Annotated in this window: 23 protein-coding genes; 8 read left to right on the top strand and 15 right to left on the bottom strand. The window is 71.9% G+C overall.

What is annotated here, in order from left to right; translation table 11 throughout:
• Window positions 1-71: 71 nt before the first annotated feature.
• A complete protein-coding gene (gene argH, locus HY68_RS22280) occupies window positions 72-1499 on the bottom strand; it encodes an argininosuccinate lyase (RefSeq protein ID WP_041991522.1) in 1428 nt (475 codons plus the stop codon).
• 96 nt (window positions 1500-1595) lie between these two features.
• Window positions 1596-2789 (bottom strand): argininosuccinate synthase, encoded by a 1194-nt coding sequence (locus HY68_RS22275; RefSeq protein ID WP_041991520.1) that lies wholly within the window; start codon window positions 2787-2789, stop codon window positions 1596-1598.
• 117 nt (window positions 2790-2906) lie between these two features.
• Here HY68_RS22275 and HY68_RS42860 point away from each other — a divergent pair, with 117 nt between their 5' ends.
• A complete protein-coding gene (locus HY68_RS42860; RefSeq protein WP_157874378.1) occupies window positions 2907-3161 on the top strand; it encodes a hypothetical protein in 255 nt (84 codons plus the stop codon).
• A gap of 2 nt (window positions 3162-3163) precedes the next feature.
• Complete coding sequence (locus tag HY68_RS22270) at window positions 3164-3877, top strand: L,D-transpeptidase family protein (RefSeq protein WP_041991518.1); 714 nt, start codon at window positions 3164-3166, stop codon at window positions 3875-3877.
• Between the two features lie 62 nt (window positions 3878-3939).
• Here the strand turns inward: HY68_RS22270 and HY68_RS22265 are convergent, their stop codons facing one another.
• Genes HY68_RS22265 through argC form a run of 5 tightly spaced genes read right to left on the bottom strand, consistent with a single transcriptional unit; the run spans window position 3940 to window position 8779 of the window.
• The gene (locus HY68_RS22265) at window positions 3940-4476 is read right to left on the bottom strand and encodes an arginine repressor (RefSeq protein ID WP_041991516.1); all 537 of its coding nucleotides are present in this window, start codon (window positions 4474-4476) and stop codon (window positions 3940-3942) included.
• 7 nt (window positions 4477-4483) lie between these two features.
• Window positions 4484-5683 carry an acetylornithine transaminase gene (locus tag HY68_RS22260; RefSeq protein ID WP_078863723.1) on the bottom strand — a complete coding sequence of 400 codons (1200 nt, stop codon included), beginning with the start codon at window positions 5681-5683 and terminating at the stop codon, window positions 4484-4486.
• On the bottom strand, window positions 5680-6588 hold the full coding sequence (argB, locus tag HY68_RS22255; RefSeq protein WP_041991514.1) for an acetylglutamate kinase: 909 nt from the start codon (window positions 6586-6588) through the stop codon (window positions 5680-5682). The genes HY68_RS22260 and argB overlap by 4 nt, the downstream gene beginning before the upstream one ends.
• A complete protein-coding gene (gene argJ / locus HY68_RS22250) occupies window positions 6585-7754 on the bottom strand; it encodes a bifunctional glutamate N-acetyltransferase/amino-acid acetyltransferase ArgJ (protein WP_041991512.1) in 1170 nt (389 codons plus the stop codon). Before argJ ends, argB begins: the two co-directional genes overlap by 4 nt.
• The gene (gene argC / locus HY68_RS22245; RefSeq protein WP_041991510.1) at window positions 7751-8779 is read right to left on the bottom strand and encodes an N-acetyl-gamma-glutamyl-phosphate reductase; all 1029 of its coding nucleotides are present in this window, start codon (window positions 8777-8779) and stop codon (window positions 7751-7753) included. The genes argJ and argC overlap by 4 nt, the downstream gene beginning before the upstream one ends.
• Before the next feature lie 233 nt (window positions 8780-9012).
• On the opposite strand from argC, the gene rox reads away from it, so the two are divergent.
• The 3 genes from rox to HY68_RS22230 all read left to right on the top strand — a co-directional run bounded on the left by rox (window position 9013) and on the right by HY68_RS22230 (window position 12308).
• Complete coding sequence (gene rox, locus HY68_RS22240) at window positions 9013-10437, top strand: rifampin monooxygenase (protein WP_041991509.1); 1425 nt, start codon at window positions 9013-9015, stop codon at window positions 10435-10437.
• Between the two features lie 192 nt (window positions 10438-10629).
• Window positions 10630-10983 (top strand): YciI family protein, encoded by a 354-nt coding sequence (locus HY68_RS22235; RefSeq protein WP_041991507.1) that lies wholly within the window; start codon window positions 10630-10632, stop codon window positions 10981-10983.
• Between the two features lie 83 nt (window positions 10984-11066).
• Window positions 11067-12308, top strand: coding sequence for an RNA polymerase sigma factor (locus HY68_RS22230; RefSeq protein ID WP_041991505.1), 1242 nt, complete (start codon window positions 11067-11069; stop codon window positions 12306-12308).
• 4 nt (window positions 12309-12312) lie between these two features.
• Here the strand turns inward: HY68_RS22230 and HY68_RS22225 are convergent, their stop codons facing one another.
• Complete coding sequence (locus tag HY68_RS22225) at window positions 12313-13155, bottom strand: alpha/beta hydrolase (protein WP_041991503.1); 843 nt, start codon at window positions 13153-13155, stop codon at window positions 12313-12315.
• Window positions 13156-13327: 172 nt separating this feature from the next.
• On the opposite strand from HY68_RS22225, the gene recQ reads away from it, so the two are divergent.
• Window positions 13328-15259: a DNA helicase RecQ gene (gene recQ, locus HY68_RS22220; protein ID WP_041991501.1), complete on the top strand. Its 1932-nt coding sequence runs from the start codon at window positions 13328-13330 to the stop codon at window positions 15257-15259.
• A 34-nt stretch (window positions 15260-15293) separates the two neighbouring features.
• On the opposite strand, the gene HY68_RS22215 is transcribed toward recQ, so the two are convergent.
• Together HY68_RS22215 and HY68_RS22210 are read right to left on the bottom strand one after the other, a co-directional pair.
• Complete coding sequence (locus HY68_RS22215) at window positions 15294-15869, bottom strand: histidine phosphatase family protein (protein ID WP_041996824.1); 576 nt, start codon at window positions 15867-15869, stop codon at window positions 15294-15296.
• Window positions 15870-15997: 128 nt separating this feature from the next.
• Window positions 15998-17431: a PLP-dependent aminotransferase family protein gene (locus tag HY68_RS22210; protein WP_041991500.1), complete on the bottom strand. Its 1434-nt coding sequence runs from the start codon at window positions 17429-17431 to the stop codon at window positions 15998-16000.
• Here HY68_RS22210 and HY68_RS22205 point away from each other — a divergent pair.
• A complete protein-coding gene (locus HY68_RS22205) occupies window positions 17430-18341 on the top strand; it encodes a DMT family transporter (RefSeq protein WP_041991499.1) in 912 nt (303 codons plus the stop codon). The genes HY68_RS22210 and HY68_RS22205 overlap by 2 nt on opposite strands.
• 16 nt (window positions 18342-18357) lie before the next feature.
• On the opposite strand, the gene HY68_RS22200 is transcribed toward HY68_RS22205, so the two are convergent.
• From HY68_RS22200 to HY68_RS22185, 4 genes are read right to left on the bottom strand one after another with little or no spacing between them, the layout of a single operon-like run.
• Entirely contained in the window at window positions 18358-19503 is a 1146-nt protein-coding gene (locus tag HY68_RS22200; protein WP_041991496.1) for an XdhC/CoxI family protein, read from the bottom strand.
• The gene (locus HY68_RS22195; protein ID WP_041991494.1) at window positions 19496-21664 is read right to left on the bottom strand and encodes a xanthine dehydrogenase family protein molybdopterin-binding subunit; all 2169 of its coding nucleotides are present in this window, start codon (window positions 21662-21664) and stop codon (window positions 19496-19498) included. The genes HY68_RS22200 and HY68_RS22195 overlap by 8 nt, the downstream gene beginning before the upstream one ends.
• On the bottom strand, window positions 21661-22653 hold the full coding sequence (locus HY68_RS22190; protein ID WP_041991492.1) for a xanthine dehydrogenase family protein subunit M: 993 nt from the start codon (window positions 22651-22653) through the stop codon (window positions 21661-21663). Before HY68_RS22190 ends, HY68_RS22195 begins: the two co-directional genes overlap by 4 nt.
• Complete coding sequence (locus HY68_RS22185; protein WP_041991490.1) at window positions 22650-23228, bottom strand: 2Fe-2S iron-sulfur cluster-binding protein; 579 nt, start codon at window positions 23226-23228, stop codon at window positions 22650-22652. Before HY68_RS22185 ends, HY68_RS22190 begins: the two co-directional genes overlap by 4 nt.
• 169 nt (window positions 23229-23397) lie before the next feature.
• Here HY68_RS22185 and HY68_RS22180 point away from each other — a divergent pair, with 169 nt between their 5' ends.
• Window positions 23398-24006: a TetR/AcrR family transcriptional regulator gene (locus tag HY68_RS22180; RefSeq protein ID WP_041991488.1), complete on the top strand. Its 609-nt coding sequence runs from the start codon at window positions 23398-23400 to the stop codon at window positions 24004-24006.
• A 28-nt stretch (window positions 24007-24034) separates the two neighbouring features.
• Here HY68_RS22180 and HY68_RS22175 read toward each other — a convergent pair.
• Window positions 24035-25102 (bottom strand): family 10 glycosylhydrolase (locus HY68_RS22175; RefSeq protein WP_041996821.1); only part of this gene is annotated, 1068 nt, incomplete at its 5' end.

Here is a 25102-nt window from a genome sequence, read left to right as displayed (position 1 = left end):
CCCCGGACCCGCCCCGGACACGCCGGACGCCGACCGGTGCGTCCGGTCGGCGTCCGGGCGGTGAGCCGTCGTCAGTCCTTGGCCGTCGCCCACGCGTGCTGGATCACCAGGTCGGCCTTCAGCTCGGAGAGCTGGACTGCCACCGCCGAAGGGGCCGTACCGCCCCTGCCGTTACGGGACGCCAGCGAACCCGCCACGTTGAGCACCGAGCGCACGTCGGGCGTCAGGTGCTCGGAGATCTTGGCGAACTGCTCGTCGGTGAGCTGGTCCAGCTCGATGCCGCGCGCCTCGCACTCCTTGACGCACTCCCCCGCGACCTCGTGCGCGACCCGGAACGGCACGCCCTGCTTGACGAGCCATTCGGCGATGTCCGTCGCGAGCGAGAAGCCGGCCGGGGCCAGCTCCTCCATCCGGGTGCGGTTGACCGTCAGCGTCGCCATCATGCCGGTGAACGCGGGCAGCAGCACCTCCAGTTGGTCGCAGGAGTCGAAGACCGGCTCCTTGTCCTCCTGGAGGTCGCGGTTGTACGCGAGCGGCAGCGCCTTCAGCGTGGCGAGCAGCCCGGTGAGATTGCCGATGAGCCGGCCCGACTTGCCGCGCGCCAGCTCCGCGATGTCCGGGTTCTTCTTCTGCGGCATGATCGACGAGCCGGTGGAGAAGGCGTCGTGGAGCGTGACGAAGGAGAACTCCTTCGTGTTCCAGAGGATGACTTCCTCGGCGATCCGGGACAGGTTGACGCCGATCATCGCCGTGATGAAGGCGAACTCGGCGACGAAGTCCCGTGAGGCGGTGCCGTCGATGGAGTTGCCGACCGAGCCGCGTTCGAAGCCGAGGTCGACGGCGACGGCCTCCGGGTCGAGCCCGAGCGACGAGCCCGCCAGCGCGCCGGAGCCGTACGGCGAGACGGCCGTGCGCTTGTCCCACTGCCGCAGCCGCTCCGCGTCCCTGGACAGCGACTGGACGTGCGCGAGCACATGATGGGCGAACAGCACGGGCTGCGCGTGCTGGAGGTGCGTCCTGCCGGGCATGGCGACGCCGTGGTGCGCCTCGGCGAGGGCGACGAGCGCGTCCTGGAGGTCGGCGATCAGCCCGCCGATGATCCGGCCGTGGTCGCGCAGATACATCCGGAACAGCGTCGCGATCTGGTCGTTGCGGGAGCGGCCCGCGCGCAGCTTGCCGCCGAGGTCGGGGCCGAGCCGCTCCAGCAGGCCGCGTTCCAGGGCCGTGTGGACGTCCTCGTCGGCGACGGTGCCGACGAACGAGCCGTCGGCGACGTCGTCCTCCAGCTGGGCGAGCCCGGCCAGCATGCGGGCCAGTTCGTCCTGGGAGAGCAGCCCCGCCTTGTGCAGCGCGCGGGCGTGGGCACGTGAGCCGGCGATGTCGTACGGCGCGAGGCGCCAGTCGAAGTGCACCGAGGCGGACAAGGCGGCCAGGGCCTCGGAAGGACCGTCGGCGAACCGGCCGCCCCAGAGCCGGACATCCCCGTTTTTGCTGCTCACTACTGCTCCTCAGAAGGCTTGGAAACGAAGACGCCTCCCCGCCGCTGTGACGGGGAGGCGGCTGTCCTGTTCGGTCGCGTCAGGCGCGTACGCGGATCAGGCGAGGTCGCGCTTGGCGGCGATCTTCGACGAGAGGCCGAAGATCTCGATGAAGCCCTGGGCCTTGGACTGGTCGAAGGTGTCGCCCGAGTCGTAGGTGGCGAGGTTGAAGTCGTACAGCGACTCGGGGGACTTGCGTCCTGTGACGACGGCGCGGCCGCCGTGCAGCGTCATCCGGATCTCGCCCGTGACGTGCTGGTTGGCCTCCTTGATGAAGCCGTCCAAGGCGCGCTTGAGCGGCGAGAACCACAGGCCGTCGTAGACCAGTTCGCCCCAGCGCTGCTCGACCTGCCGCTTGTAGCGGGCCAGTTCGCGCTCGACCGTGACGTTCTCCAGCTCCTGGTGCGCGGTGATCAGCGCGATGGCGCCCGGCGCCTCGTACACCTCACGGGACTTGATGCCCACGAGCCGGTCCTCGACCATGTCGATCCGGCCGATGCCCTGGCCGCCGGCCCGCTCGTTGAGCTGCTGGATGGCCTGCAGCACGGTGACGGGCTTGCCGTCGATGGCGACGGGGACGCCCTCCTTGAAGGAGATGACGACCTCGTCGGCCTCGCGCTGGACGGCCGGGTTCTGGGTGTACTCGTAGATGTCCTCGATCGGACCGTTCCAGATGTCCTCCAGGAAGCCCGTCTCGACGGCGCGTCCGAAGACGTTCTGGTCGATGGAGTACGGGGACTTCTTGGTGGTCGCGATCGGGAGGTTCTTCTCCTCGCAGAAGGCGATCGCCTTGTCCCGGGTCATCGCGTAGTCGCGGACCGGGGCGATGCACTTCAGATCGGGACCGAGCGCGGAGATACCCGCCTCGAACCGCACCTGGTCGTTGCCCTTGCCGGTGCAGCCGTGCGCGACGATGCCCGCGCCGTGCTTGTGGGCGGCGGCCACGAGGTGCTTGACGATGGCCGGCCGGGAAAGGGCCGAGACCAGCGGGTAGCGGTCCATGTAAAGGGCGTTGGCCTGGATCGCCGGGAGGCAGTACTCGTCGGCGAACTCGTCCTTGGCGTCGGCGACCTCGGCCTCGACAGCACCGCAGGCGAGCGCGCGCTTGCGGATGACGTCCAGGTCCTCGCCGCCCTGGCCGACGTCCACGGCAACGGCGATGACCTCGGCGCCCGTCTCCTCGGCGATCCAGCCGATGGCGACGGAGGTGTCCAGGCCGCCCGAGTAGGCGAGTACGACGCGCTCGGTCACGGGTATCTCCTTACGATGCATTCACTGATGGGTATAACTATGCAGTGGTCCGTATGCTTTGTCAAAGCCGCCGAAAACGATCGGCGCCCCCAGCCCTGTCCGCCCTGGGCTCCGGCCATGCAGAGCTGGGAAGAACGGGATCTGACCGACGCGGCGACCTGGGTCGATGTCGACCAGGAGGTACGGATCGAACACAGGTACGAGCAACCGCACGCCCGGCCCGCCGCCGTCGACGCGCTGCGCCGCGTCGGGGCGCGCGGCGGTCCTGATGCGCGCGGACCCCGATCCGAAGCTGCGGGCCCGGCGGACCGGGCCTCACCCGTACGGAGCGGGCTGAGGGGCCGTCAGGGGCGGGCCGGGCTACGGTCCTGAGCATGCGTACCGGACTTGTGCTCGGCTCCGTCCTGCTCGCCCTCGCCACCGCCACGGGCGCCGCCGCCCCCGTACCCGTGTCCCCGGAGGCGCCGCTGCCGGAGCGGATGGCGGACACCGGCGGCGGCAGCCAGCTGATCACCGCGCAGGCCCCGGACACCGGGTCCACCACCGGCAAGCTGTCCTGGTGGGACCTGCGCGACGGCCGGTGGGTCGAGGCGGGTTCGGCGGACGCGCGCTTCGGCTCGGGCGGCCTCGTCGACGGCGAGCGGCGCACCCAGGGCACGTCCACCACACCGACGGGTCTGTACGACCTGCCGTACGCCTTCGGCATCGCGCCCGCGCCGGCCGGGACCCGGTTCGGCTACCGGCCGGTGGGCGACGACTCCTGGTGGTGCGAGGACAACGGGTCCACCGCGTACAACCGCTGGACCGAGGGGCTGCCGGCCGACTGCCGCGCCGCCGAGGCCGAGCATCTGTCCGACTACACCGAGCAGTACGCGCGGGCGCTGGTCATCGGCTACAACTACGACGCGCCGGTGCACGGCCGGGGCGCCGGGATCTTCCTGCATGTGAACGGCAAGGGCGCGACCGCCGGCTGCGTGTCCGTACCGGCCGACGCGATGAGCGCGATCCTGGCCTGGGCCGATCCGCGCCGCTCCCCGCACATCGCGATGGGCACCGCGTCGGGTGCGACGGCCCTCACCCGCTACTGACCGCCGAGGCCGCCACCGGGCCGACCGGCCAGCGGGCGACGCGCTGTCCGGGGACGGCGCGGTCAGCGGGGGTTCTGGGCCAGCTTGAGCAGGTGGTCGGCGAGCGCCTGGCCGCCCGCCGGGTCCCTGCTGATCAGCATCAGCGTGTCGTCGCCGGCGATCGTGCCGAGTACGTCGCTCAACTCGGCCTGGTCGATGGAGGAGGCGAGGAACTGGGCGGCGCCCGGCGGGGTGCGGAGCACGACGAGATTGGCCGAGGCCTCGGCGGAGATCAGCAGTTCGGCGGAGAGCCTGCGCATCCGCTCCTCCTTCGCCGATTCGCCGAGCGGGGCGTGCGGGGTCCGGTAGCCGCCCTCGCTGGGCACGGCGTAGATCAGCTCACCACCGGTGTTGCGGATCTTCACGGCGCCCAGCTCGTCCAGGTCGCGGGAGAGCGTCGCCTGCGTGACGCTCAGTCCGTCGTCGGCGAGGAGCTTCGCGAGCTGGCTCTGGGAGCGCACCGGCTGCCGGTTGAGGATGTCCACGATCCGGCGGTGGCGCGCGGTCCGCGTCTGCGGCACCGACTGTCCGCCCTGCTCTGTTTCCGGGGCCTCGGTCATCGTCGTCTCATTCTCCGGCTCTTCCGTTCCCGTACGCGTCGTCGAGGATGCCGGGCAGGGCCCGGAGGAACGCGTCCACCTCTTCGTCACCGATGATCAGCGGCGGCATCAGCCTGATCACGTCGGGGGCGGGCGCGTTGACCAGGAGGCCGGCGTCCTGAGCCGCGCGCTGCACCTGGGGCGCGAGCGGCTCGGTGAGCACGATACCCAGCAGCAGCCCCGCGCCGCGGACATGGGACACCAGCGGGTGGCCGAGCCCTTCGACGCCGTCGCGCAGCCGCTCGCCGAGCCGCTTGACCTGGTCGAGCACCCCGTCGGCTGCGAGCGTGTCCAGGACGGCGAGCCCCGCGGCGCAGGCGACCGGGTTGCCGCCGAACGTCGTCCCGTGCTGGCCGGGCTTGAGCAGGTCGGCCGCCGGGCCGAAGGCGATGGTGGCGCCGAGCGGCAGCCCGCCGCCGAGCCCCTTGGCGAGGGTGACGACATCGGGCTCGACGCCTTGGTGCGCCTGATACTCGAACCAGTGTCCGGTCCGGCCGACGCCCGTCTGGACCTCGTCCAGGACGAGCAGGGTGCCGGTGGCGCGGGTGATCTCCCTGGCCGCCTCCAGATAGCCCTTGGGCGGGACGACCACGCCGAGTTCGCCCTGGATCGGTTCGATGATCACGAACGCGGTGTCGGTGGTGACGGCGGCGCGCAGCGCCTCGACGTCGCCGAACGGTACGTGCGTGACGTCGCCGGGCAGCGGCAGGAACGGGGTCCGCTTCGGCTGCTGTCCGGTGAGCGCGAGGGAGCCCATCGTGCGGCCGTGGAAGCCGCCTTCGGTGGCGACCATGTGCGTACGGCCCGTCAGCCGGCCGATCTTGAAGGCCGCTTCGTTGGCCTCGGCGCCCGAGTTGCAGAAGAAGACCCGGCCCGGGCGGCCGAACGCCTGGATCAGCCGCTCGGCGAGCGCGATCGGCGGTTCGGCGATGAAGAGGTTGGAGACATGACCGAGCGACGCGATCTGCTGCGAGACCGCCTCGACGACGGCGGGGTGGGCGTGGCCGAGCGCGTTGACGGCGATACCGCCGACGAAGTCGGTGTAGCGGTTGCCGTCCGCGTCCCAGAGGGTGGCGCCCTCGCCGCGTACGAGGGACAGCTTCGGCGTGCCGTAGTTGTCCGTCATCACGCCTTGCCAGCGCTGTACGAGTGCGTCGTTGGCGGTCACTGAGCTCCCCCTGTGTCCTGTCCGTCCGGCACGACCATCGTGCCGATTCCTTCGTCGGTGAAGATCTCCAGCAGGATCGAGTGCGGGACCCGGCCGTCGATCACGCGGGCCGTGGTGACGCCGTTGCGGACGGCGTGCAGACAGCCCTCCATCTTGGGCACCATGCCGCTGGAGAGGTCGGGCAGCAGTTTCTCCAGCTGGGTCGCGGTGAGTCTGCTGATCACGTCGTCGCTGTTCGGCCAGTCCTCGTAGAGGCCTTCGACGTCGGTGAGGACCATCATCGTCTCGGCGCCGAGCGCGGCGGCGAGCGCCGCCGCCGCGGTGTCGGCGTTGACGTTGTAGACGTGGTTGTCCTCGGCGCTGCGCGCGATCGAGGAGATCACCGGGATCCGGCCGTCGCCGAGCAGCGCCTCGATGGCGCCGGTGTCGATCGCGGTGATCTCGCCGACCCGGCCGATGTCGACCATCTCGCCGTCGATGAGCGGGCGGTGCTGGGTCGCCGTGATGGTGTGCGCGTCCTCGCCCGTCATACCGACGGCGAGCGGGCCGTGCTGGTTGAGCAGCCCGACGAGTTCGCGCTGGACCTGTCCGGCGAGCACCATCCGTACGACGTCCATCGCCTCGGGTGTGGTGACCCGCAGCCCGGCCTTGAACTCGCTGACCAGGCCGTGCCGGTCGAGCTGGGCGCTGATCTGCGGGCCGCCGCCGTGCACGACGACGGGCTTGAGCCCGGCCTGCCGCAGAAAGACGACGTCCTGCGCGAAGGCGGCCTTGAGGTCGTCGTCGATCATGGCGTTGCCGCCGAACTTGATGACGACGACCTTGCCGTGATGACGGATGAGCCAGGGCAGCGCCTCGACGAGGATCTGGGCCTTGGGCAGGGCGGTGTGCTGTCGGGTGCTCATGAGCTGTACGCGCTGTTCTCGTGGACGTAGTCGGCGGTGAGGTCGTTGGCCCAGATCACGGCGGAGTCGCCGCCCGCGGCCAGATCGGCGGTGATCTTCACTTCGCGGTAGCGCATGTCGACCAGGTCGCGGTCCTCGCCGACCGCGCCGTTCTTGCAGACCCAGACGCCGTTGATGGCGACGTTGAGCTGGTCGGGCTCGAAGGCGGCGCCCGTCGTGCCGATGGCGGAGAGCACCCGGCCCCAGTTGGGGTCCTCCCCGTGGATGGCGCACTTGAGGAGGTTGTTACGTGCGATGGAGCGGCCCACCTCGACGGCGTCGTCCTCGGTCGCCGCGTTGATCACTTCGATCCTGATGTCCTTGGACGCGCCTTCCGCGTCACCGATGAGCTGCCGCGCGAGATCGGCGCAGACCGTACGGACGGCCTCGGCGAACTCGTCGTACCCGGGTGTCACGCCCGCCGCGCCCGAGGCGAGCAGCAGCACGGTGTCGTTGGTGGACATGCAGCCGTCGGAGTCGACGCGGTCGAAGGTGGTCCGGGTGGCGGCCCGCAGCGCGGTGTCGAGGGCGGATGTCTCCACGTCGGCGTCGGTGGTGAGGACGACCAGCATGGTGGCGAGTCCCGGCGCGAGCATGCCGGCGCCCTTGGCCATGCCGCCGACGGTCCATCCGGCGCCGCCCGCGACGGCGGTCTTGTGGACCGTGTCGGTGGTCTTGATGGCGATGGCGGCCTTCTCGCCGCCGTGCTCGGACAGGGCCGCCGCGGCCTTCTCGACGCCGGGCAGCAGCTTGTCCATCGGGAGCGGCACACCGATCAGCCCGGTGGAGGCGACGGCGATCTCGCCCGCGCTGTGCTCGGCCGGGCCGGCCGCGCTCAGCACCTCGGCGGCCTTCTCGGCCGTCGCGTGGGTGTCCTGGAAGCCCTGGGGTCCCGTACAGGCGTTGGCACCGCCGGAGTTGAGGACGACGGCGGTGATCGCGCCGCCCTTGACGACCTGCTCGGACCAGAGGACCGGCGCCGCCTTGACGCGGTTGGAGGTGAAGACACCGGCCGCCGCTGTGCGCGGCCCGGTGTTGACCACGAGGGCCAGGTCGGGGCCGCCGCTGTCCTTGATTCCTGCGGCGATGCCGGCCGCCGTGAATCCCTGCGCTGCGGTGACGCTCACGGTGCCACTCCGATCGTGGAAAGTCCGGTGTCCTCGGCGATCCCGAGGGCGATGTTCATGCTCTGCACCGCGCCGCCAGCGGTGCCCTTGGTGAGGTTGTCGATGGCGCTGATCGCGATGACGCGCCCCGCGTCCGGGTCGTGGGCGACCTGGATCTGAACGGCGTTGGAACCGTAGACGGACGCGGTGGCCGGCCACTGACCTTCGGGCAGCAGACGGACGAACGGTTCGTCGGCGAAGGCCTTCGCGTAGGCGTCCCTGACGCCTTGCGCCGTGGTGCCCGGCCTGGCCTTGGCGGAGCAGGTGGCGAGGATGCCGCGCGGCATGGGGGCGAGGGTCGGGGTGAAGGAGACGCTGATCCGCTCCCCCGCAGCCGCGCTGAGGTTCTGGATCATCTCGGGGGTGTGCCGGTGGCCGCCGCCGACGCCGTACGGCGACATGGAGCCCATCACCTCGGAGCCGAGCAGATGGGGCTTGGCCGACTTGCCGGCGCCCGAGGTGCCGGAGGCGGCGGTGATCACGGCTTCCGGCTCGACGAGACCGGCGGCGTACGCGGGGAAGAGGGCGAGCGAGACGGCGGTGGGGTAGCAGCCGGGGACGGCGACCCGCCGGGTCCCGGCGAGCGCAGCGCGGGCCCCGGGCAGCTCGGGCAGCCCGTACGGCCAGGTGCCGGCGTGCGGCGAGCCGTAGAACCGCTCCCAGTCGGCGGCGTTCTCAAGACGGAAGTCGGCGCCCATGTCGACGACGAGCACGTCGTCACCGAGCTGCTCGGCGACAGCGGCGGACTGGCCGTGCGGCAGCGCGAGGAAGACCACGTCGTGCCCGGCGAGCGCGTCGGCCGTCGTGGGCAGCAGCACCCGGTCGGCCAGCGGCAGCAGATGCGGCTGGAGCGGACCGAGGCGCTCGCCCGCGCTGGAGTGTCCTGTGACGGCGCCGATCTCGACCTCGGGGTGAGTGAGGAGCAGTCGGAGCAGTTCCCCGCCCGCGTATCCGCTCGCTCCCGCCACCGCTGCACGTACAGCCATCGAAAACCCTCCTCGGTAAGGGCATGACTATACGTTTAACCGCAGCTTTATGCAACGCAGGGCAAAAGCAAAGGCAAGGAGATCAGCCACTCCTTGCCACACCCAAGGTATAGCGCACGGGGGGCCTTGCGGCAAGGCCCCCGGCGTGCCGCAGAATGGCCCGCCTGGGCCGGGAACCTACGGTAATCCGCCTGTTTGCGACCTTGTGTGTGACTTCGTAGTGGGGGAACTTCATGATTGACGTGATCATCGCCGGCGCGGGACCGGCCGGGATGATGCTGGCCGGCGAGCTACGGCTGCACGGGGTGCGGGTGGTCGTGGTGGAGAAGGACGCCGAGCCCGCCGCGTTCATCCGTTCGCTCGGGCTGCATGTGCGCAGCATCGAGGTGATGGATCAGCGCGGCCTGCTGGATCGTTTCCTGGCGGAGGGTCGGCAGCATCCGCTCGGCGGGTTCTTCGCGGCTATCGCCAAGCCGGCGCCCGAGGGGCTGGACACCGCGCACGGCTATGTCCTCGGCATTCCGCAGCCGGTCATCGACCGGCTGCTGGCCGAGCGCGCGGCGGAGCTGGGGGCGGAGATCCGGCGCGGCTGCGAGCTGGTCGGGCTGAGCCGGTCCGACGACGGGGTGAGCGTCGAGTTGGCCGACGGCACGGAGCTGCGCGCGCGGTATCTGGTCGGCTGCGACGGCGGCCGCAGTACGGTGCGCAAGCTGCTCGGCGTCGGCTTCCCCGGTGAGCCGTCCAGGACCGACACGCTGGTGGGCGAGATGGACGTGGCCGCCTCGGCGGAGGAGATCGCCGCCGTGGTGGGCGAGGTGCGCAAAACCCATCTGCGGTTCGGCGTCGGTCCTTTCGGGGACCACAGGTTCCGCGTCGTGGTGCCCGCCGACGGGGTGGCCGGCGACCGCTCGGTGCCGCCGACCCTCGACGACTTCAAGCGGCAGCTACGGGCCTACGGCGGCACCGACTTCGGGATCCACTCGCCGCGCTGGCTCTCCCGCTTCGGCGACGCCACCCGGCTCGCCGAGCGCTACCGCACCGGCCGGGTGCTGCTGGCGGGCGACGCGGCGCACGTCCACCCGCCGGTGGGCGGGCAGGGCCTCAACCTCGGCGTCCAGGACGCGTTCAACCTCGGCTGGAAGCTGGCGGCCGAGATCAACGGCTGGGCGCCGGAGGGGCTGCTGGACAGCTACCACACCGAGCGGCACGCGGTGGCCGCCGACGTGCTGGAGAACACCCGCGCGCAGATGCAGCTGATGTCCCCGGAGCCAGGCCCGCGGACGGTCCGCAGACTGGTCGCGGAGCTGATGGACTTCGACGAGGTGAACCGCCATCTGACCGAGAAGATCATCGCGATCGGGATCCGCTACGACTTCGGCGAGGGCCACGAACTGCTCGGCCGGCGGATGCGGGACGTGACGCTGAAGCGCGGTCGCCTCTACGAGCTGACCCGCGCGGGCCGCGGACTGCTGCTCGACCAGACGGGACGGCTCTCGGCCGAGGGCTGGGCGGACCGGGTCGACCATGTCGTGGACGTCAGCGAGGAGCTGCCCGTACCGGCGATGCTGCTGCGGCCGGACGGCCATGTGGCGTGGGTCGGGGACGACCAGCGCGACCTGACGGACACGCTGCCGAGGTGGTTCGGCGCCGCCGCGTAGGGTCCGCCGTTCGGGTCAGCCTGCGGCGTCCCGCCGCGCGTCGCCGGGAATCCGCCTGTGGGGTCCCGGTGGCCGGCCGGAAAGATTCACCGAAGAATCTCCGCCGGGGGTGTCGATCCGGGTCCCGCCCGTTCGACGCAAGGGTGAGAGGCGGGCACAGGCCCCGTCGTCGTTTCCGACCGAGGAGTCGTCATGCCGCGCTTTCTGACACTGGTACGTATCGAGGAGAAGCACTCCGCCGCCGACATGACCCCCGAGGCCGGGGCGCGGATGGGGGCGCTGTTCGAGGAGATCACCAAGGCCGGCGTCATGCTGGACACCGCGGGGCTCACCCCGTCCGCCGAGGGCACCCGGGTCACCAGGTCCGGCGGTGAGTTCAGCTACACCGACGGGCCGTTCACCGAGACCAAGGAAGTCGTCGGCGGCTACGCCATCCTCCAGGTGAAGGACAAGGCGGAGGCGATGGAGTGGACCAAGCGGTTCCTGGCCTGTCACCCGGACGACTGGACCGTCACCTCCGAGGTCCGCCAGATCGACGAGGGCTGACCGGGCGCGGGCCCCGCGTCCGGCCGCGCACCGCGGGGGCCCGCGGTTGCCCCGTCCCCGCCCTGCTGCTCTGATGGGTTGCCGTGACGGCAGCAAGCGTGGCGGAGACGGTCGAAGCGGTGTTCAGGATCGAGTCCGCGCGGATCATCGCGAGCGTCACCCGGGTGGTACGTGACGTCGGCATCGCCGAGGAGATCGCGCAGGACGCGCTGGTCGCCGCCCTGGAGCAGTGGCCGCGGACCGGGGTGCCGGACCGGCCGGGGGCCTGGCTGACGGCCACGGCCCGGCATCGCGCGATCGATCTCGTCCGCCGCAAGGAGACGTACGCGCGCAAGCTGGCCGAGGTCGGCCGGACGCTGGAGGACGCGCCGCCCGCCGAGCCCGCCGATGTGGACGACATCGACGACGACCTGTTGCGGCTGATCTTCACCGCCTGCCATCCCGTGCTGTCGACGCAGGCCAGGATCGCGCTGACGCTGCGGCTGCTCGGCGGGCTCACGACGGAGGAGATCGCCCGCGCCTTCCTCGCCTCCGAGCCGGCGGTCGCCCAGCGCATCGTCCGGGCGAAGCGGACCCTCGCCAAGGCCGGGGTGCCGTTCGAGGTCCCCGGCGCCACCGAGCGACCGGGCCGGGTCTCCTCGGTCTGCGAGGTCATCTACCTCGTCTTCAACGAGGGGTACTCGGCGACGGCCGGCGACGACCTCGTACGCCCCGCCCTGTGCGAGGACGCGCTGCGGCTGGTCCGGGTGCTGGAAGGGCTGATGCCCGACGAGCCGGAGGTGCACGGTCTTGCCGCGCTCCTGGAGTTCCAGGCCTCCCGTATCGCGGCCCGTACGAACCAGGACGGCGAGCCGGTCCTCCTCGCCGACCAGGACCGCTCCCGGTGGAACCGCGTCCTCATCCGGCGCGGCATCGAGGCGCTGCACCGCGCGGGCGGCGGCCCGTACGCGGTGCAGGCGGCCATCGCCGCCTGCCACGCGCAGGCGATCCGTTACGAGGACACGGACTGGGACGCGATCGCCGCGCTGTACGGCCGGCTGATGACGCTGACCCCGTCCCCCGTGGTGGAGCTGAACCGGGCCGTCGCCGTGTCGATGGCCCGGGGCCCCGACGCCGGTCTTGAGCTGGTGGACGCCCTGGCCGAGGGACCCGACCTGAAGGACTACCACCTGTTGCCGAGCGTCAGGGGCGATCTGCTGGAGCGGCTGGGCCGGACGGACGAGGCGCGCGCCGAGTTCGAGCGGGCGGCTTCGCTGACCCGTAACGCCCCCGAGCGGGCGCTGCTGCTGGCGCGAGCCGCGCGGGCCGACTCGCGCCGTCAGTGACCGACTACGCGGTGGGCGGCCGGTCCGTCGCCGTACCGGCCGGGGCGAGGCCGTTGCGGGCGAGGAAGGCCAGCGCCTCGTCGGCGAGGTCGCGCCAGCCGCTGTCGGCGCCGAACGCGTGGCTGCGCCCCTCGAACAGCTTGTACTCGGTGACGCCCTTGTTCTTCTTCCGCTGGATCTTGTACGCGGCCCGCACCGTCGCCGGCGGTACGGTCCTGTCCTCGCCCGCCGCCAGCATCAGCAGCGGCCCGCGCTCACGGGCGGTGTCGACGGCCGCCTCGCTGCGGGGCGCGAAGTTGGCGAGCCCGGCCTGGAACAGCGGGCGCGCGGGGGACGGCATGGCGTACGTCTCGAAGAGGCGGTCGGACTCCTCGCGCGGCAGTGTGTTGGCGAAGCCGCGGTGGAACGAGTCCGCCGTGTGCGCCCAGGTCTTGGTGCGCAGCCCCGGGCGGCTCAGGATCGGTCCCGCCGTCTGGAGCTGGGCGAGCGGCAGCCCGAGCACACCGCGGAACTGGGCGGGGGCGAGCGCCACACAGCCGCGGGTCACGCCCGAGGCGAGCAGCCGCTCGGCGATCAGCCCGCCGAACGAGTGCCCGATCACCACGGGCGCGGCCGGCAGCCCGGCGATGATCTGCGCGTAGTGGTCGGTGACCTCGGCGAGCCCCCGGTTCGCGAGCGGCGCGGGGTTCTTGCGGGTGGCCTCGACGGTCGGCGCGTCGCCGGGCCAGCCCGGCGCCGTCGCCGCGTACCCGCGCTCGTTGAAGAGACTGAGCCAGGGGTCCCAGCTGCTGGAGTGCAGCCACAGTCCGTGGATGAAAACGACCGGAACGACAGATGCATCCGACACGGGAGCCTCCTAGGCGCGAAAACCGCGCGGTGCCGACGGAAACGCGGACACGCGGTTGAGTCTAGAAGGAAAAGGCACGCGGCGACGGGGTTCGCACACCTTTCCACCCCGGGATTCACAGCAGGACGCAAGCCCGTCGGACCGGCCAAGCCGACCCTCGTAGAATCGCCGGATGAGCGCTCCCGACACCGGTCCAGAAGCACCCGAGGCACCCGGTCCTTCCCCGGCGCCCGACGAGACGAGCGAGGCGCTGCGGGTCCTGCACCGGGTCTTCGGCTACGACTCCTTCCGGGGCAGCCAGCAGGAGATCATCGACCATGTGGTCGACGGCGGCGACGCGCTCGTGCTCATGCCGACCGGCGGCGGCAAGTCGCTCTGCTACCAGATCCCCGCGCTGGTGCGTAAGGGCGTCGGTGTGGTCGTCTCGCCGCTCATCGCGCTCATGCAGGACCAGGTCGACGCGCTCAGGGCGCTCGGGGTGCGCGCCGGCTTCCTGAACTCCAGCCAGGATCTCGACGAACGGCGGCTGGTGGAGGCCGAGTTCCTCGCGGGCGAGCTGGACCTGCTCTATCTGGCCCCTGAGCGGCTGCGGGTCGACGCGACCGTACGGCTGCTGGAGCGCGGCACGATCTCGCTGTTCGCCATCGACGAGGCGCACTGCGTGGCGCAGTGGGGGCACGACTTCCGGCCCGACTACCTCGCCCTGTCCGCGCTGCACGAGCGCTGGCCCGACGTGCCGCGTATCGCGCTGACCGCGACGGCGACCGAGGCCACGCACACGGAGATCGCCTCGCGGCTGAAGCTCCAGGACGCCCGGCACTTCGTCGCCAGCTTCGACCGGCCCAACATCCAGTACCGCGTCGTGCCGAAGGACGACCCGAAGCGCCAGCTGCTGCAGCTGCTGCGCGCCGAGCACCCCGGCGACGCGGGGATCGTCTACTGCCTGTCCCGCGCCTCGGTGGACAGGACCGCCGAGTTCCTGGTGAAGAACGGGGTCGACGCGCTGCCGTACCACGCGGGTCTCGACGCCCGTACCCGCGCCACGAACCAGTCGCGCTTCCTGCGCGAGGACGGTCTGGTGATGGTCGCGACGATCGCCTTCGGGATGGGCATCGACAAGCCGGACGTACGGTTCGTCGCCCACCTCGACCTGCCGAAGTCCGTCGAGGGGTACTACCAGGAGACGGGCCGTGCCGGGCGTGACGGGCTGCCGTCCACGGCCTGGCTGGCGTACGGCCTCCAGGACGTGGTCCAGCAGCGGAAGATGATCGACACGTCCGAGGGCGACGCCGCCCACCGGCGGATGCTGAGCGCCCATGTCGACGCGATGCTCGCGCTGTGCGAGACCGTCGAGTGCCGCAGGCGGCAGCTGCTGGCCTACTTCGGCCAGCAGAGCGCGGGCGAGACCTGCGGCAACTGCGACACGTGTCTGACCCCGCCGGAGTCGTACGACGGGACGGTGCCGGCGCAGAAGATGCTGTCGACGGTGGTGCGGCTGAAGCGGGAGCGCAACCAGAAGTTCGGCGCGGGGCAGATCACCGACATCCTGCTCGGCAAGAAGACGGCGAAGGTCATCCAGTTCGACCATGACGCGCTCAGCGTCTTCGGTATCGGCACGGAGCTGCGTGAGGCCGAATGGCGCAGTGTGGCCCGGCAGTTGCTGGCGCAGGGGCTGATCGCCGTCGAGGGCGAGTACGGGACGCTGGTCCTCACGGACGACAGCGGCGAGGTGCTGGGCGGCCGCAGGCCCGTCGTGCTGCGGCGCGAGCCGGAGAAGGCGGCGAAGGCGGCCAGGGCGGCGCGGGAGAAGACCCCGAAGCAGCGGGCGGCGCCCGTCGATCTGCCGGCCGAGGCGGTGCCGGTGTTCGAGACGCTGCGCGCCTGGCGCGGCGCGACGGCCAAGGAGCAGGGCGTACCGGCGTACGTGATCTTCCACGACGCCACGCTGCGCGAGATCGCGGTGCTGTCGCCCTCGACGCTGGACGAGCTGGGCACGGTGAACGGGGTCGGGGAGAACAAGCTGGCCAAGTACGGTCAGCAGCTCCTCGACACGCTGGGCGCGCCGGGCGGCGAGCCCGACGGCCCCGATCCCGAGGCCGGCTGAGCGCCGGGGCGGGCCGAGCTGCGGGCGCCCCTGGTCAGACGCCCGCGTCGAGCCGTACCACCCAGCGCCCCGGGCTGCCGGTCAGCGTGACGGTCGACAGCGGGCGTACGTCGAAGGACCAGTAGGTGTGGGGCGGCGCCTTGAGGGCGTAGACGAGCGCGGCGCGTACGACGGCGGGTTCGGCGACCGCGACAATGGCAACGATGTCATCGGCGGGCCGGGTGTCCAGCCAGTTCCCTATCCGCGCGATGAAGGCCAGCAGCGGTTCCCCGCCGTGCGGTGAGGTGCGCGGGTCGGCCAGCCAGGTCTCGACACCGGCCGGTTCACGGGCGGCGACCTCGGCCAGGGTGAAGCCGCGCCAGCGGCCCATGTCGCAGTCCCGCAGGGCGGGTTGGGCGAGCGGGGCGTAGCCGAGGGCGTCGCCGGTCGCGCGGCTGCGGAGGGTCGGCGAGCAGTAGCGGAGATCTGCGGCGGCCAGCGGCACCAGGGCGTGTGCGACGAGTTGCATCTCGTGCCAGCCGGCCCGGTTCAGCGGGCGGTCGTCGTCGAAGCGCTCGTCGTACAGGTCCGAGTTTCGCGCGGCGGTGACCAACGTGACCCGAACACTCATGGCCAGGATCGTCGATCCGAAAGCCACGCTGGTCAAGGGGGGCTCGATGGACAACCATGGAACGCTTCCGGACGTTTTCCCATGACGTCGGCATATCCCCGGAGATGGCTCTGACGGAATCCTGACGGTCAGCCGAGCGCCTCGTCGCACGCGGTGCGCAGCCGCCGTACGCCTTCGGTGATCTCCGCCGTACCGGCCACGCCCGCGAAGCTCACGCGCAGGTGGGGTGCGGGCGGCTCGGCGCTGAAGTAGGGGCGGCCCGGGGCCACGGCGACACCGGCGCGCAGCGCCGCCGAGACGACGGCCTGTTCGTCGCTGCCGTCCGGGAGGCGGAGCCAGAGGTGGTAGCCGCCGGCCGGGACGTGCGGCAGGGCCAGTTCGGGCACCTCGGTCCTGAGCGCGGCGACCATGGTGTCCCTGCGGAGCTTCAACGCCGTGTGGACGGAGCGCAGATGACGGCTCCAGGCGGCCGAGCCGACCAGTTCGATGGTGGCCTCCTGCAAAGGACGCAGCACGAAGAAGGTGTCGACGACATGGATGGCCCGCAGCCGTTCCATCACCGGACCTCGGGCGGCGAGGACGCCGATGCGCAGGCTGGGGGCTGTGGCCTTGGTCAGCGAACTCACGTGCACGACCACGCCTTCGGGGTCGTCGGCGGCGAGCGGCCGGGGCAACGGCCCTGATTCCTGGACGAGTTGGCGTACGAAGTCGTCCTCGACCACGAAGGCCCCCGCGGCCCGCGCGATGCGCAGCACCTCGGGGCGGCGGGCCGCCGAGAGCACGGCGCCCGTGGGGTTCTGGAAGAGCGGCTGGCAGACGAAGAGCCGGGCGCCGGTGGCTTTGAAGGCCGCTTCGAGCAGTTCGGTCCGCACCCCTTCGGCGTCGACCGGGACCGGTACGGGCCGCAGCCCGGCCGCCCTGGCGATGGCCAGCATGCCCGGGTAGGTGGGGGATTCGACGAGTACGGGCGAGCCGGGCGGCGCGAGCGCGCGGAAGGCGGTGGTCAGCGCGGACTGGCCACCGGCCGTGACGAGTACGTCGGCCGCGGTGCAGCTCTCGCCGATGCCACGGGCGAACCAGGCGCGCAGTTCGGGGACGCCTTCGACGGGCGGCCGTCCCCAGGCGCCGGGCCGCCGCCCCGCCCTGGCGAGCGCCGCCGCCATGGCCTGTTCGGGCTGGAGGACGGAGTGCAGATAGCCGCTGTTGAACTCGATGACGCCCGGTGCGGGGGCGGCGAGGGTGACGAGCACTCCGGAGGCGTCGACCGACCGGGGCACGGCGTCGGTCGCTGCGTCGGCGCTGAGGGCGACCTCCTGCCAGGAGGTGTCGCCGAGCGGCGGGGGCGTGGCCCTCGGGTGGGCGCGGAAGACCCCGGCGCCCGGACGGCTGACGACGAGACCTTCGGCGACGAGCCCGGCGAGGGCGCGGGAGACCGTCACCGGGGAGACCCGATAGCGCTCGACCAGGGCCCTGCTGGACGGCAGTTTTCCACCTGGCGAGTAGCGGTCCAGCTCCTGGCGCAGGGATTTCGTCAACTCGGCCACACTGCTACCCTCATGCATGACAGCACAGGATAGCGCTACTCGCCCCGCCTCGATAGCAGTCGAGGGCGGTGGCGCCCGCGGCGGCACGCTGCTCGCCGCGCTCGGGGTGATCGCCTTCTCGCTCACCTTCCCCTCCACGGTGTGGGGTCTGGAGAGCTTCGGCCCCTGGTCCCTGGTCACGCTGCGCAGCACACTCGCCGCCCTGGTCGCGGGCGCCTTCCTGCTGGCGCTGCGGGTGCCGCTCCCGGCGCGGGAGCACCGGGGCGGGCTCGCCGTCGTGGCGGGCGGGGTGGTGATCGGTTTCCCCACCCTGACGACGCTCGCGCTCGGGTCGGCCACGTCCGCGCACACCGCTGTCGTGGTGGGGCTGCTGCCACTGACGACCGCCGTGTTCGCCGCGCTGCGCACCGGCCGGCGGCCTTCGCGTACGTTCTGGGCGGCGGCGCTCGTCGGCGCCGCTGTCGTGGTGGCGTTCGCCGTGCAGCAGAGCGGTGGCCGGCTGTCCGCCGCGGATCTGTACACGTTCGGCGCGGTGCTCGTCTGCGCGGCCGGTTACACCGAAGGGGGCAGGCTCGCCCGGGAGATGCCGGGCTGGCAGGTGATCGGCTGGGCCCTGGTCGGCTGTCTGCCGTTCGCCGTGGTGGGCGCCGTCGTCGCGCTGCCCTTCGAGCCGGTGCGGCTGACGGCGCACGGTGTGACGGGGCTGGTGTGGGTCGCGGTCGGCTCGACGTTCTGCGGTCTGTACGTCTGGTACCGGGGCATGGCGGCGATCGGTGTCGCCAGGGCCAGTCAGCTGCAACTGGCGCAGCCGCTGCTGACGCTGGTCTGGTCGGTGCTGCTGCTCGGCGAGCACCTGACGGCGGCGGCGCCGGTGGCGGCGGTCGCCGTGCTGGCCTGTATCGCGGTCACCCAGCGCGCCAGGACCTGACGGTACGGCGGAGTGTTCAGGCCGTCGCCCCCCACAGGTCCCGGTGGATGGGTTCCGCCCGGCCGGTCAGCGGCAGTCCCGTGCCGCCCCGACGGGCCGCGACGATCTCGGCCGCGATGGACAGGGCAGTCTCCTCGGGCGTACGGGCGCCGAGGTCCAGGCCGATGGGCGAGCGCAACCTGTGCAGCTCCGCCTCGCTCAGACCCGCCTCACGCAGCCGTCGGAGCCGATCCTCGTGGGTACGGCGTGAGCCCATCGCACCGACGAACGCGACCGGCATCCGCAGCGCCTCCACGAGCAGTGGCACGTCGAATTTGGTTTCGTGCGTGAGTACGCACACCACCGTGCGCCCGTCGGTCGGGGTACGCCGCAGATAGCGGTGCGGCCAGTCCACGACCACCTCGTCGGCGTCGGGGAAGCGGGCTTCGGTGGCGAAGACGGCCCGGGCGTCGCACACGGTGACGTGATGGCCCAGGAACTTTCCCGCCCGCACCAGCGCCGCGGCGAAGTCGACCGCGCCGAAGACGATCATGCGGGGCGGCGGCACGCTGGTCTCGACGAGCAGGGTGATCCCGCCCGGACAGTGCGACCCGTCCTCGGAGATCGTGACGGTGCCGGTGCGGCCGGCGTCCAGCAGGGCCCGGGCCTCGGCCACGGCGGTACGGTCCAGCTCCGGGTGGCCTCCGAGCCCGCCCTCGTCGGCGCCGTCGGCATCGGCGCTGTCGGCTCGGACGAGCAGGGCCCGCCCGAGCAGCTCCTCCGGACCGCGCACCACCCGGGCGAGGGCAGCGGGCTCGCCGCCGGCCGCCGCGGCCAGCGCGGCCCGCAGCACCGCCCGCTCGGGTGAGTGGGAGCGAACCGGGGTGACCATCACGTCGATGATCCCCCCACAGGTCAGCCCGACTGCGAAGGCGTCCTCGTCGCTGTAGCCGAACCGTTCGCGCACGGCCCTGTCGTCCTGGAGGGCCCGTTCGCAGAGTTCGTAGACGGCGCCCTCCACGCAGCCGCCGGACACCGAGCCGACCGCCGTGCCCTCGCTGTCGACGGCGAGGGCGGCGCCGGGGCCGCGCGGCGCGCTTCCGCCGACGGAGACGACGGTGCCGACGGCGAACTCCCGGCCCTCCTCCATCCAGCGGTGCAGCTCGTCGGCGATGTCAAGCATGCGCCGCTCCCCTGCCCGAGGGGGTCGCCCCGGCCGGGTCCTCGACCGATGCCGTCAGCACGCGGTCGGGCCGGATCGGAAGGTTCCGGTGGCGTACGCCGGTGGCGTGCCACACCGCGTTGGCGACGGCAGCGGCCGCGCCCACGATGCCGATCTCGCCGACGCCTTTGATGCCGACCGGGTCGTCCGGGTCGTGGTCCGCCACCCAGTCCGCCTCGATGTCCGGGACGTCCGCGTGCGTGGCCACGTGGTAACCGGCGAGGTCGGGGGCGTAGTGGCGGCCGGTGTTCCGGTCACGGACCGCCTCCTCGTGCAGGGCCATGGAGATGCCCCAGGTCATACCGCCGAGGAGCTGGTTGCGGGCGGTGAGCGGATTCACGATCCGGCCGGCGGCGAAGATGCCCAGCATGCGGCGCACCCGGATCTCACCGGTGGCGACGTCCACGGCGACCTCGGCGAACTGGGCCCCGAAGGAGTGCCGTTCCTTCTTCGCGAGCGCACCGAGGACCTCGGTGGTGTCGGACCGAACGGTGATCCCCTCCGGGGGGATGTCCGGGGCCACCGCGAGCCGTTCCCGCAGCTCGGCGGCCGCGGCTGTGACCGCCCAGGCCCACGAGCGGGTGCCCATCGAACCGCCGGCGATCATCGCGGGGCCGAAGTCGCTGTCCCCGATCCGGACCCGGACCCGTTCGGGCGTGGTCTCCAGCGCGTCGGCGGCGATCAGGGTGAGGGCGGTGCGGGCGCCGGTGCCGATGTCGGCGGCGGAGATCCGTACGGTGAACGAACCGTCCGCCTCCGCCGTCGCCAGGGCCGTGGAGGGCCTGGCCCCGGCACCGAAGGACGCGGCGGCCGTGCCGGTGCCGAGCAGCCAGCGTCCGTCCCGGCGCACGCCGGGACGCGGGACGCGGTCCGCCCAGCCGAATCTGCGGGCGCCCTCGCGGAAGCAGGCCGACAGGTTGCGGCTGCTGAACGGGAGCCCGGAGACGGGGCCGGTCTCCGGCTCGTTGCGCAGACGCAGCTCGATCGGGTCGACGCCGCAGCGTTCCGCGAGCTCGTCGAGGGCCGACTCGATCGCGAACGATCCGGGGGCCTCGCCCGGTGCGCGCATCCAGGTCGGGGACGGCACATCGAGTCGCACGACGTGGTTGGCCGTGCGGTGGGCCTCGGCGTCGTACATCACCCGGGCGACACCCGCACTGGGCTCGACGAACTCGTACACGGTCGACGTCCGGCTCAGCGAACGGTGCTCAAGGGCGCGCAGCCGGCCGTCCCGGTCGGCGCCGAGCCTGACCCGCTGCGTGGTGGGGCTGCGGTGCCCGGTCAGCGAGAACATCTGACGCCGGGTCATCACCACCCGTACCGGGCGCCGCAGGACGGTGGCGGCCATCACGGCGGACACCTGGTGGGCGCGCAGGCCCTTGCTGCCGAAGCCGCCGCCGATGTGCTCGGAACGCACCCGCACCGAGGACTCGTCGAGCGAGAACATCTTGGCCAGCTCGCCCTGGATCCAGCTGGCGCCCTGGTTGGAGTCGACGACTTCCAGCCGGCCGGCGTCCCACAGGGCGGTCGCCGCGTGCGGCTCCATCATGCTGTGCTGTTCTTCGGGGGTGGTGTACTGCGCGTCCATGACGACGGCGGACGCGGCGAGCTGGGCCTCCATGTCCCCCTTCTCCGTCTCCGCCAGCATCGGTCCCTGGGCCGAGTAGGCGCCGGGGTGGTCGGCGACGAGCGCGGTGTCGTGCGGCTCCTCGTCGTAGGTGACGAGCAGCGTTTCGGCGGCCTCCCTGGCCTCCTCGGATGTGGTGGCGACGACCAGCGCGACCGGCCAGCCGGCGCACGGCACCCGGTCGTCCTGGAAGACGGCGGCGGTCGGGTCGGGACGTCCCAGCATGCCGACGTAGTCGGTGTTCAGGCGCGGTGCGTTGCCGTGGTGCAGCACGGCGAGCACGCCCGGCATGCCGAGTACCGGGGCGCTTTCGACCGAGCGGATCCGGCCGCGGGTGACGGTCGACAGGACCAGCCAGCCGTGGGCCAGTTCGGCGAAGGGAATCTCTCCCGCGTAGCGGGCCGCGCCGGTGACCTTGTCCCGGCCCTCCACACGGGTGTGCGCGACACCGACAGCCCCTCGCAGCGCGGCGGCTCCTGGCGTGGTGATCGTCATCGGACGTCCCTCTCGGCGAGTTCGGTCAGGACGGCGACCACCAGGTTGCGCATGAGGGTCACCTTGTATCCGTTGTCGGGCAGGGGCCTGGCGGCGGCGAGTTCGGCGTCCGCCGCGGCGGCGAAGGTGTCGCCGTCGGCCGGTGCCCCGGTCAGGACCGATTCGGCCGCGCGGGCACGCCAGGGCCGGGAGGCGACGGCACCGAAGGCCAGCCGCGCATCACGTACGAAGCCGTCCTCGATGTCCAGCGCGGCGGCGACGGAGCCGATGGCGAAGGCGTACGAGGCGCGTTCGCGCACCTTGCGGTAGCGGGAGCGAGCGGCGACCGGAGCCGGTGGCAGGCTGACATGGGTGATCAGCGCTCCGGGCGGCAGGGCGGTCTCCAGGTGCGGGGTGTCGCCGACCGGGAGGTAGAAGTCGGTGATCGGCAGCTCGCCCGGCCCTTCGGCAGTCTCGTAGGAGACCACGGCGTCGAACGCCGTCAGTGCCACGCCCATGTCGGAGGGGTGCACCGCCACACAGTGGTCGGAGGCGCCGAGGACGGCGTGGTTGTGGTGCTCGCCGCTGACGGCGGGGCAACCGCTGCCCGGGGTGCGCTTGTTGCAGGGCTTGCTCACGTCGGAGAAGTAGCCGCAGCGGGTGCGCTGGAGCAGGTTGCCGCCGACGGTGGCCATGTTGCGCAGCTGCCCGGAGGCGCCGGCCAGTACTGCCTGGGTCAACGCCGGGTACCGGCGGCGGATTTCGGGGTGCGCGGCGAGGTCGCTGTTGGTGACGGTCGCGCCGATGCGCAGGCCGCCGTCCGCGGTGCGCTCGACCCGGTCCAGCGGCAGTCCACGGATGTCGACCAGCCGGCCGGGACGTTCGACTCCGCTCTTCATCAGGTCGACGAGGTTGGTGCCGCCGCCGAGGAACCGCGCGTCCGGGGCGGCTGCGAGCAGGGCGACCGCACCGGCGACGTCGTCGGCGCGCTGATAGCCGAACTCCTTCATACGGATGCCTCCTTCAGTGCTGCCGTCCGGCCTTCTTCGGCCGCCGCGGCCGCACGGCTGACGGCCTGGACGATGGAGACGTAGGCGCCGCAGCGGCACAGGTTTCCGCTCATGCGCTCACGTATCTCGGCCGGCGTGAGCGGTGCCGGCCCCGCCTCGGTGCCTACGTCGTCGGTGACGGCGCTCGGCCAGCCGGCGGCGTGCTCCTCGATGACGGCGACGGCCGAGCAGATCTGGCCGGGCGTGCAGTAACCGCACTGGTAGCCGTCGAGGTCGAGAAACGCCTGCTGGACGGGGTGCAGCTGGTCACCGTCGGCCATGCCTTCGATGGTGGTGACGTCGCGCCCTTCGGCCGCGACCGCGAGGCTCAGGCAGGAGACGACACGACGCCCGTCGACCAGGACGGTGCAGGCACCGCACTGCCCCTGGTCGCAGCCCTTCTTCGTACCCGTGAGGTCGAGGCGCTCGCGCAGGACGTCGAGCAGGGTGGTGCGGTGGTCGGTGGACAGACGGTACTTCTCGCCGTTGATGTGCAGAGTGATCGCGCTGGACGTCGGCGAAGGGGCTGGGTCCATGATCAGCCTTCTTTTGTGTCCGGTGACAAGGAACTGGGGGCTGGAGGCAGCAGCGCCCGACGCTAAGGTGACAGCTGACCGGACTGCTGTCCTTGTACGCGGCAACTTAACGGACAATTGTCCGGTTGACAAGGAAGGGATTCGACCGGGAACCCGCCGAGGAGGACGTGTGCCCCAGCCGAAGAAGGACACTCCTCTGCGTTCGGACGCACAGCGCAACCGCGAACGCATCCTGCGGGTCGCGATGGTCGAACTGACGCTGCGGGCGGACGTCCCGCTGAGCGAGATCGCCAAGAAGGCCGGCGTCGGCCAAGCCACGTTCTACCGCAACTTCCCCCACCGCGAGGCACTGGTCCTTGAGGTCTACCGCTACGAGATGCAGCAGGTCTCAGAAGCGGCGACCGAACTGCTGGACACGCGCGCACCCGAACAGGCCCTGCGCGAGTGGATGGACCGTCTCGCCGGATTCGCCATGACCAAGGCCGGCCTGGCCAGCGCGATCCGGCTGGTCACCGGCGCGCCGGGTGGCCCTGCCAAACCGGGCCCCACCCCGATGACGGACGCTGCCCGAACCCTGCTCCGCGCCAACGAGGAGGCCGGCACCATCCGCCCCGGGGTGACCCCGGAGGACTTCTTCCTGGCCATCGCCGGCCTCTGGCAGATCGATCCGCACGAGGACTGGCAGCCGAGGGCCGCCCGGCTCCTGGACATCGTCACGGACGGACTGCGCGCGGGGGCACCGGGCCGGGACCGGACCACCGGAGACCGGACCAGGTGAACTCGCCCCGGCCCTTCCGGACTCCCCTTCACCGGCTCCCGTGGCGCTCGTAGCGCTCGGCGACCCGGGTCATCGCGCCCAGGGGGTCACCGGCCACCTGGGCGGCGGAGAAGTAGACGTTGCCCCTGACCTCCGGGCGCCGCGCGCACAGGTCGAGGTGGCGGGTGAGTTCGGCCGGGTCCTGCCACTGCGCGGGCTGGGCCGGGTCCCCCACCTTGTACAGCGCCTCGCCGATGTGGAGGTCGACGCCCGTGCCCCGTACGGCGGCGGCCCACCAGTCCAGCAGCTTCGCGTAGTCGGCGGCGGCGAAGCCGATGTTCCAGTAGAGCTGCGGGACGATGTGGTCGATCCAGCCTTCCTTGACCCACTTGCGGGTGTCGGCGTGCAGGTCGTCGTAGGTCTGCACACCGCCGCTGGTGTCCGAGCCGAGCGGATCGCTCGACGCGTTGCGCCACACCCCGAACGGGCTGATGCCGAAGGGCAGGTGCGGCTTGACCGCCTTGATGCGGGCCGCCGTTTCGCGCACCAGCGTGTCCGTGTTGTGCCGCCGCCAGGCCGCCTTGTCGGCGAAGCCGCCGCCGTACCGCCGGTACGCGGCGTCGTCGTCGAAGGTCTGTCCGGCGACGGGGTACGGGTAGAAGTAGTCGTCCCAGTGGACGGCGTCGATGTCGTAGCGCTTGACCGCGTCGAGCATCGCGTCCTGGACGAAGCTCCTGACCTCGGGCAGGCCCGGGTTGTAGTAGAGCTTCCCGCCGTAGGGCAGCACCCACCGCGGGTGGACCCGCGCGGGGTGCCGCGGCGACAGCGCGGCGCGGTCGGTGCTGTTCGCGACGCGGTACGGGTTGAACCAGGCGTGCAGTTCGAGGCCGCGCGCGTGCGCCTCGCGCACGGCGGTGCCCAGCGGGTCCCAGCCGGGGTCCTTGCCCTGGGTGCCGGTGAGCACCTGGGACCAGGGCTCGTACGGCGACGGCCACAGCGCGTCGGCCGTGGGCCGCACCTGGAAGATCACGGTGTTGAGCCGGCGCGCGACCGCCGTGTCCAGCAGGCTCAGCAGTTCGCTCCGCTGCCGGGCGGCCGGCAGCCCCGGCTTCGACGG

The organism is Streptomyces sp. AcH 505 (assembly GCF_000818175.1).
Taxonomy (GTDB): Bacteria; Actinomycetota; Actinomycetes; order Streptomycetales; family Streptomycetaceae; genus Streptomyces.
Note: the sequence above shows the minus strand (reverse complement) of the source record. Positions and strands in the feature narration are given on the sequence as shown.

What these genes read in the sequence shown, in the direction of transcription:
- recQ (WP_041991501.1), top strand. Translation starts at nt 13,328, where the DNA reads ATGAGCGCTCCCGACACCGGTCCAGAAGCACCCGAGGCACCCGGTCCT.
- argB (WP_041991514.1), bottom strand. Translation starts at nt 6,588, where the DNA reads ATGAGCACCCGACAGCACACCGCCCTGCCCAAGGCCCAGATCCTCGTC.
- HY68_RS22195 (WP_041991494.1), bottom strand. Translation starts at nt 21,664, where the DNA reads ATGACGATCACCACGCCAGGAGCCGCCGCGCTGCGAGGGGCTGTCGGT.
- HY68_RS42860 (WP_157874378.1), top strand. Translation starts at nt 2,907, where the DNA reads ATGCAGAGCTGGGAAGAACGGGATCTGACCGACGCGGCGACCTGGGTC.
- argC (WP_041991510.1), bottom strand. Translation starts at nt 8,779, where the DNA reads ATGGCTGTACGTGCAGCGGTGGCGGGAGCGAGCGGATACGCGGGCGGG.
- HY68_RS22200 (WP_041991496.1), bottom strand. Translation starts at nt 19,503, where the DNA reads ATGCTTGACATCGCCGACGAGCTGCACCGCTGGATGGAGGAGGGCCGG.
- HY68_RS22205 (WP_041991499.1), top strand. Translation starts at nt 17,430, where the DNA reads ATGACAGCACAGGATAGCGCTACTCGCCCCGCCTCGATAGCAGTCGAG.
- HY68_RS22235 (WP_041991507.1), top strand. Translation starts at nt 10,630, where the DNA reads ATGCCGCGCTTTCTGACACTGGTACGTATCGAGGAGAAGCACTCCGCC.
- HY68_RS22270 (WP_041991518.1), top strand. Translation starts at nt 3,164, where the DNA reads ATGCGTACCGGACTTGTGCTCGGCTCCGTCCTGCTCGCCCTCGCCACC.
- HY68_RS22190 (WP_041991492.1), bottom strand. Translation starts at nt 22,653, where the DNA reads ATGAAGGAGTTCGGCTATCAGCGCGCCGACGACGTCGCCGGTGCGGTC.
- HY68_RS22265 (WP_041991516.1), bottom strand. Translation starts at nt 4,476, where the DNA reads ATGACCGAGGCCCCGGAAACAGAGCAGGGCGGACAGTCGGTGCCGCAG.
- HY68_RS22210 (WP_041991500.1), bottom strand. Translation starts at nt 17,431, where the DNA reads ATGCATGAGGGTAGCAGTGTGGCCGAGTTGACGAAATCCCTGCGCCAG.
- HY68_RS22215 (WP_041996824.1), bottom strand. Translation starts at nt 15,869, where the DNA reads ATGAGTGTTCGGGTCACGTTGGTCACCGCCGCGCGAAACTCGGACCTG.
- rox (WP_041991509.1), top strand. Translation starts at nt 9,013, where the DNA reads ATGATTGACGTGATCATCGCCGGCGCGGGACCGGCCGGGATGATGCTG.
- HY68_RS22185 (WP_041991490.1), bottom strand. Translation starts at nt 23,228, where the DNA reads ATGGACCCAGCCCCTTCGCCGACGTCCAGCGCGATCACTCTGCACATC.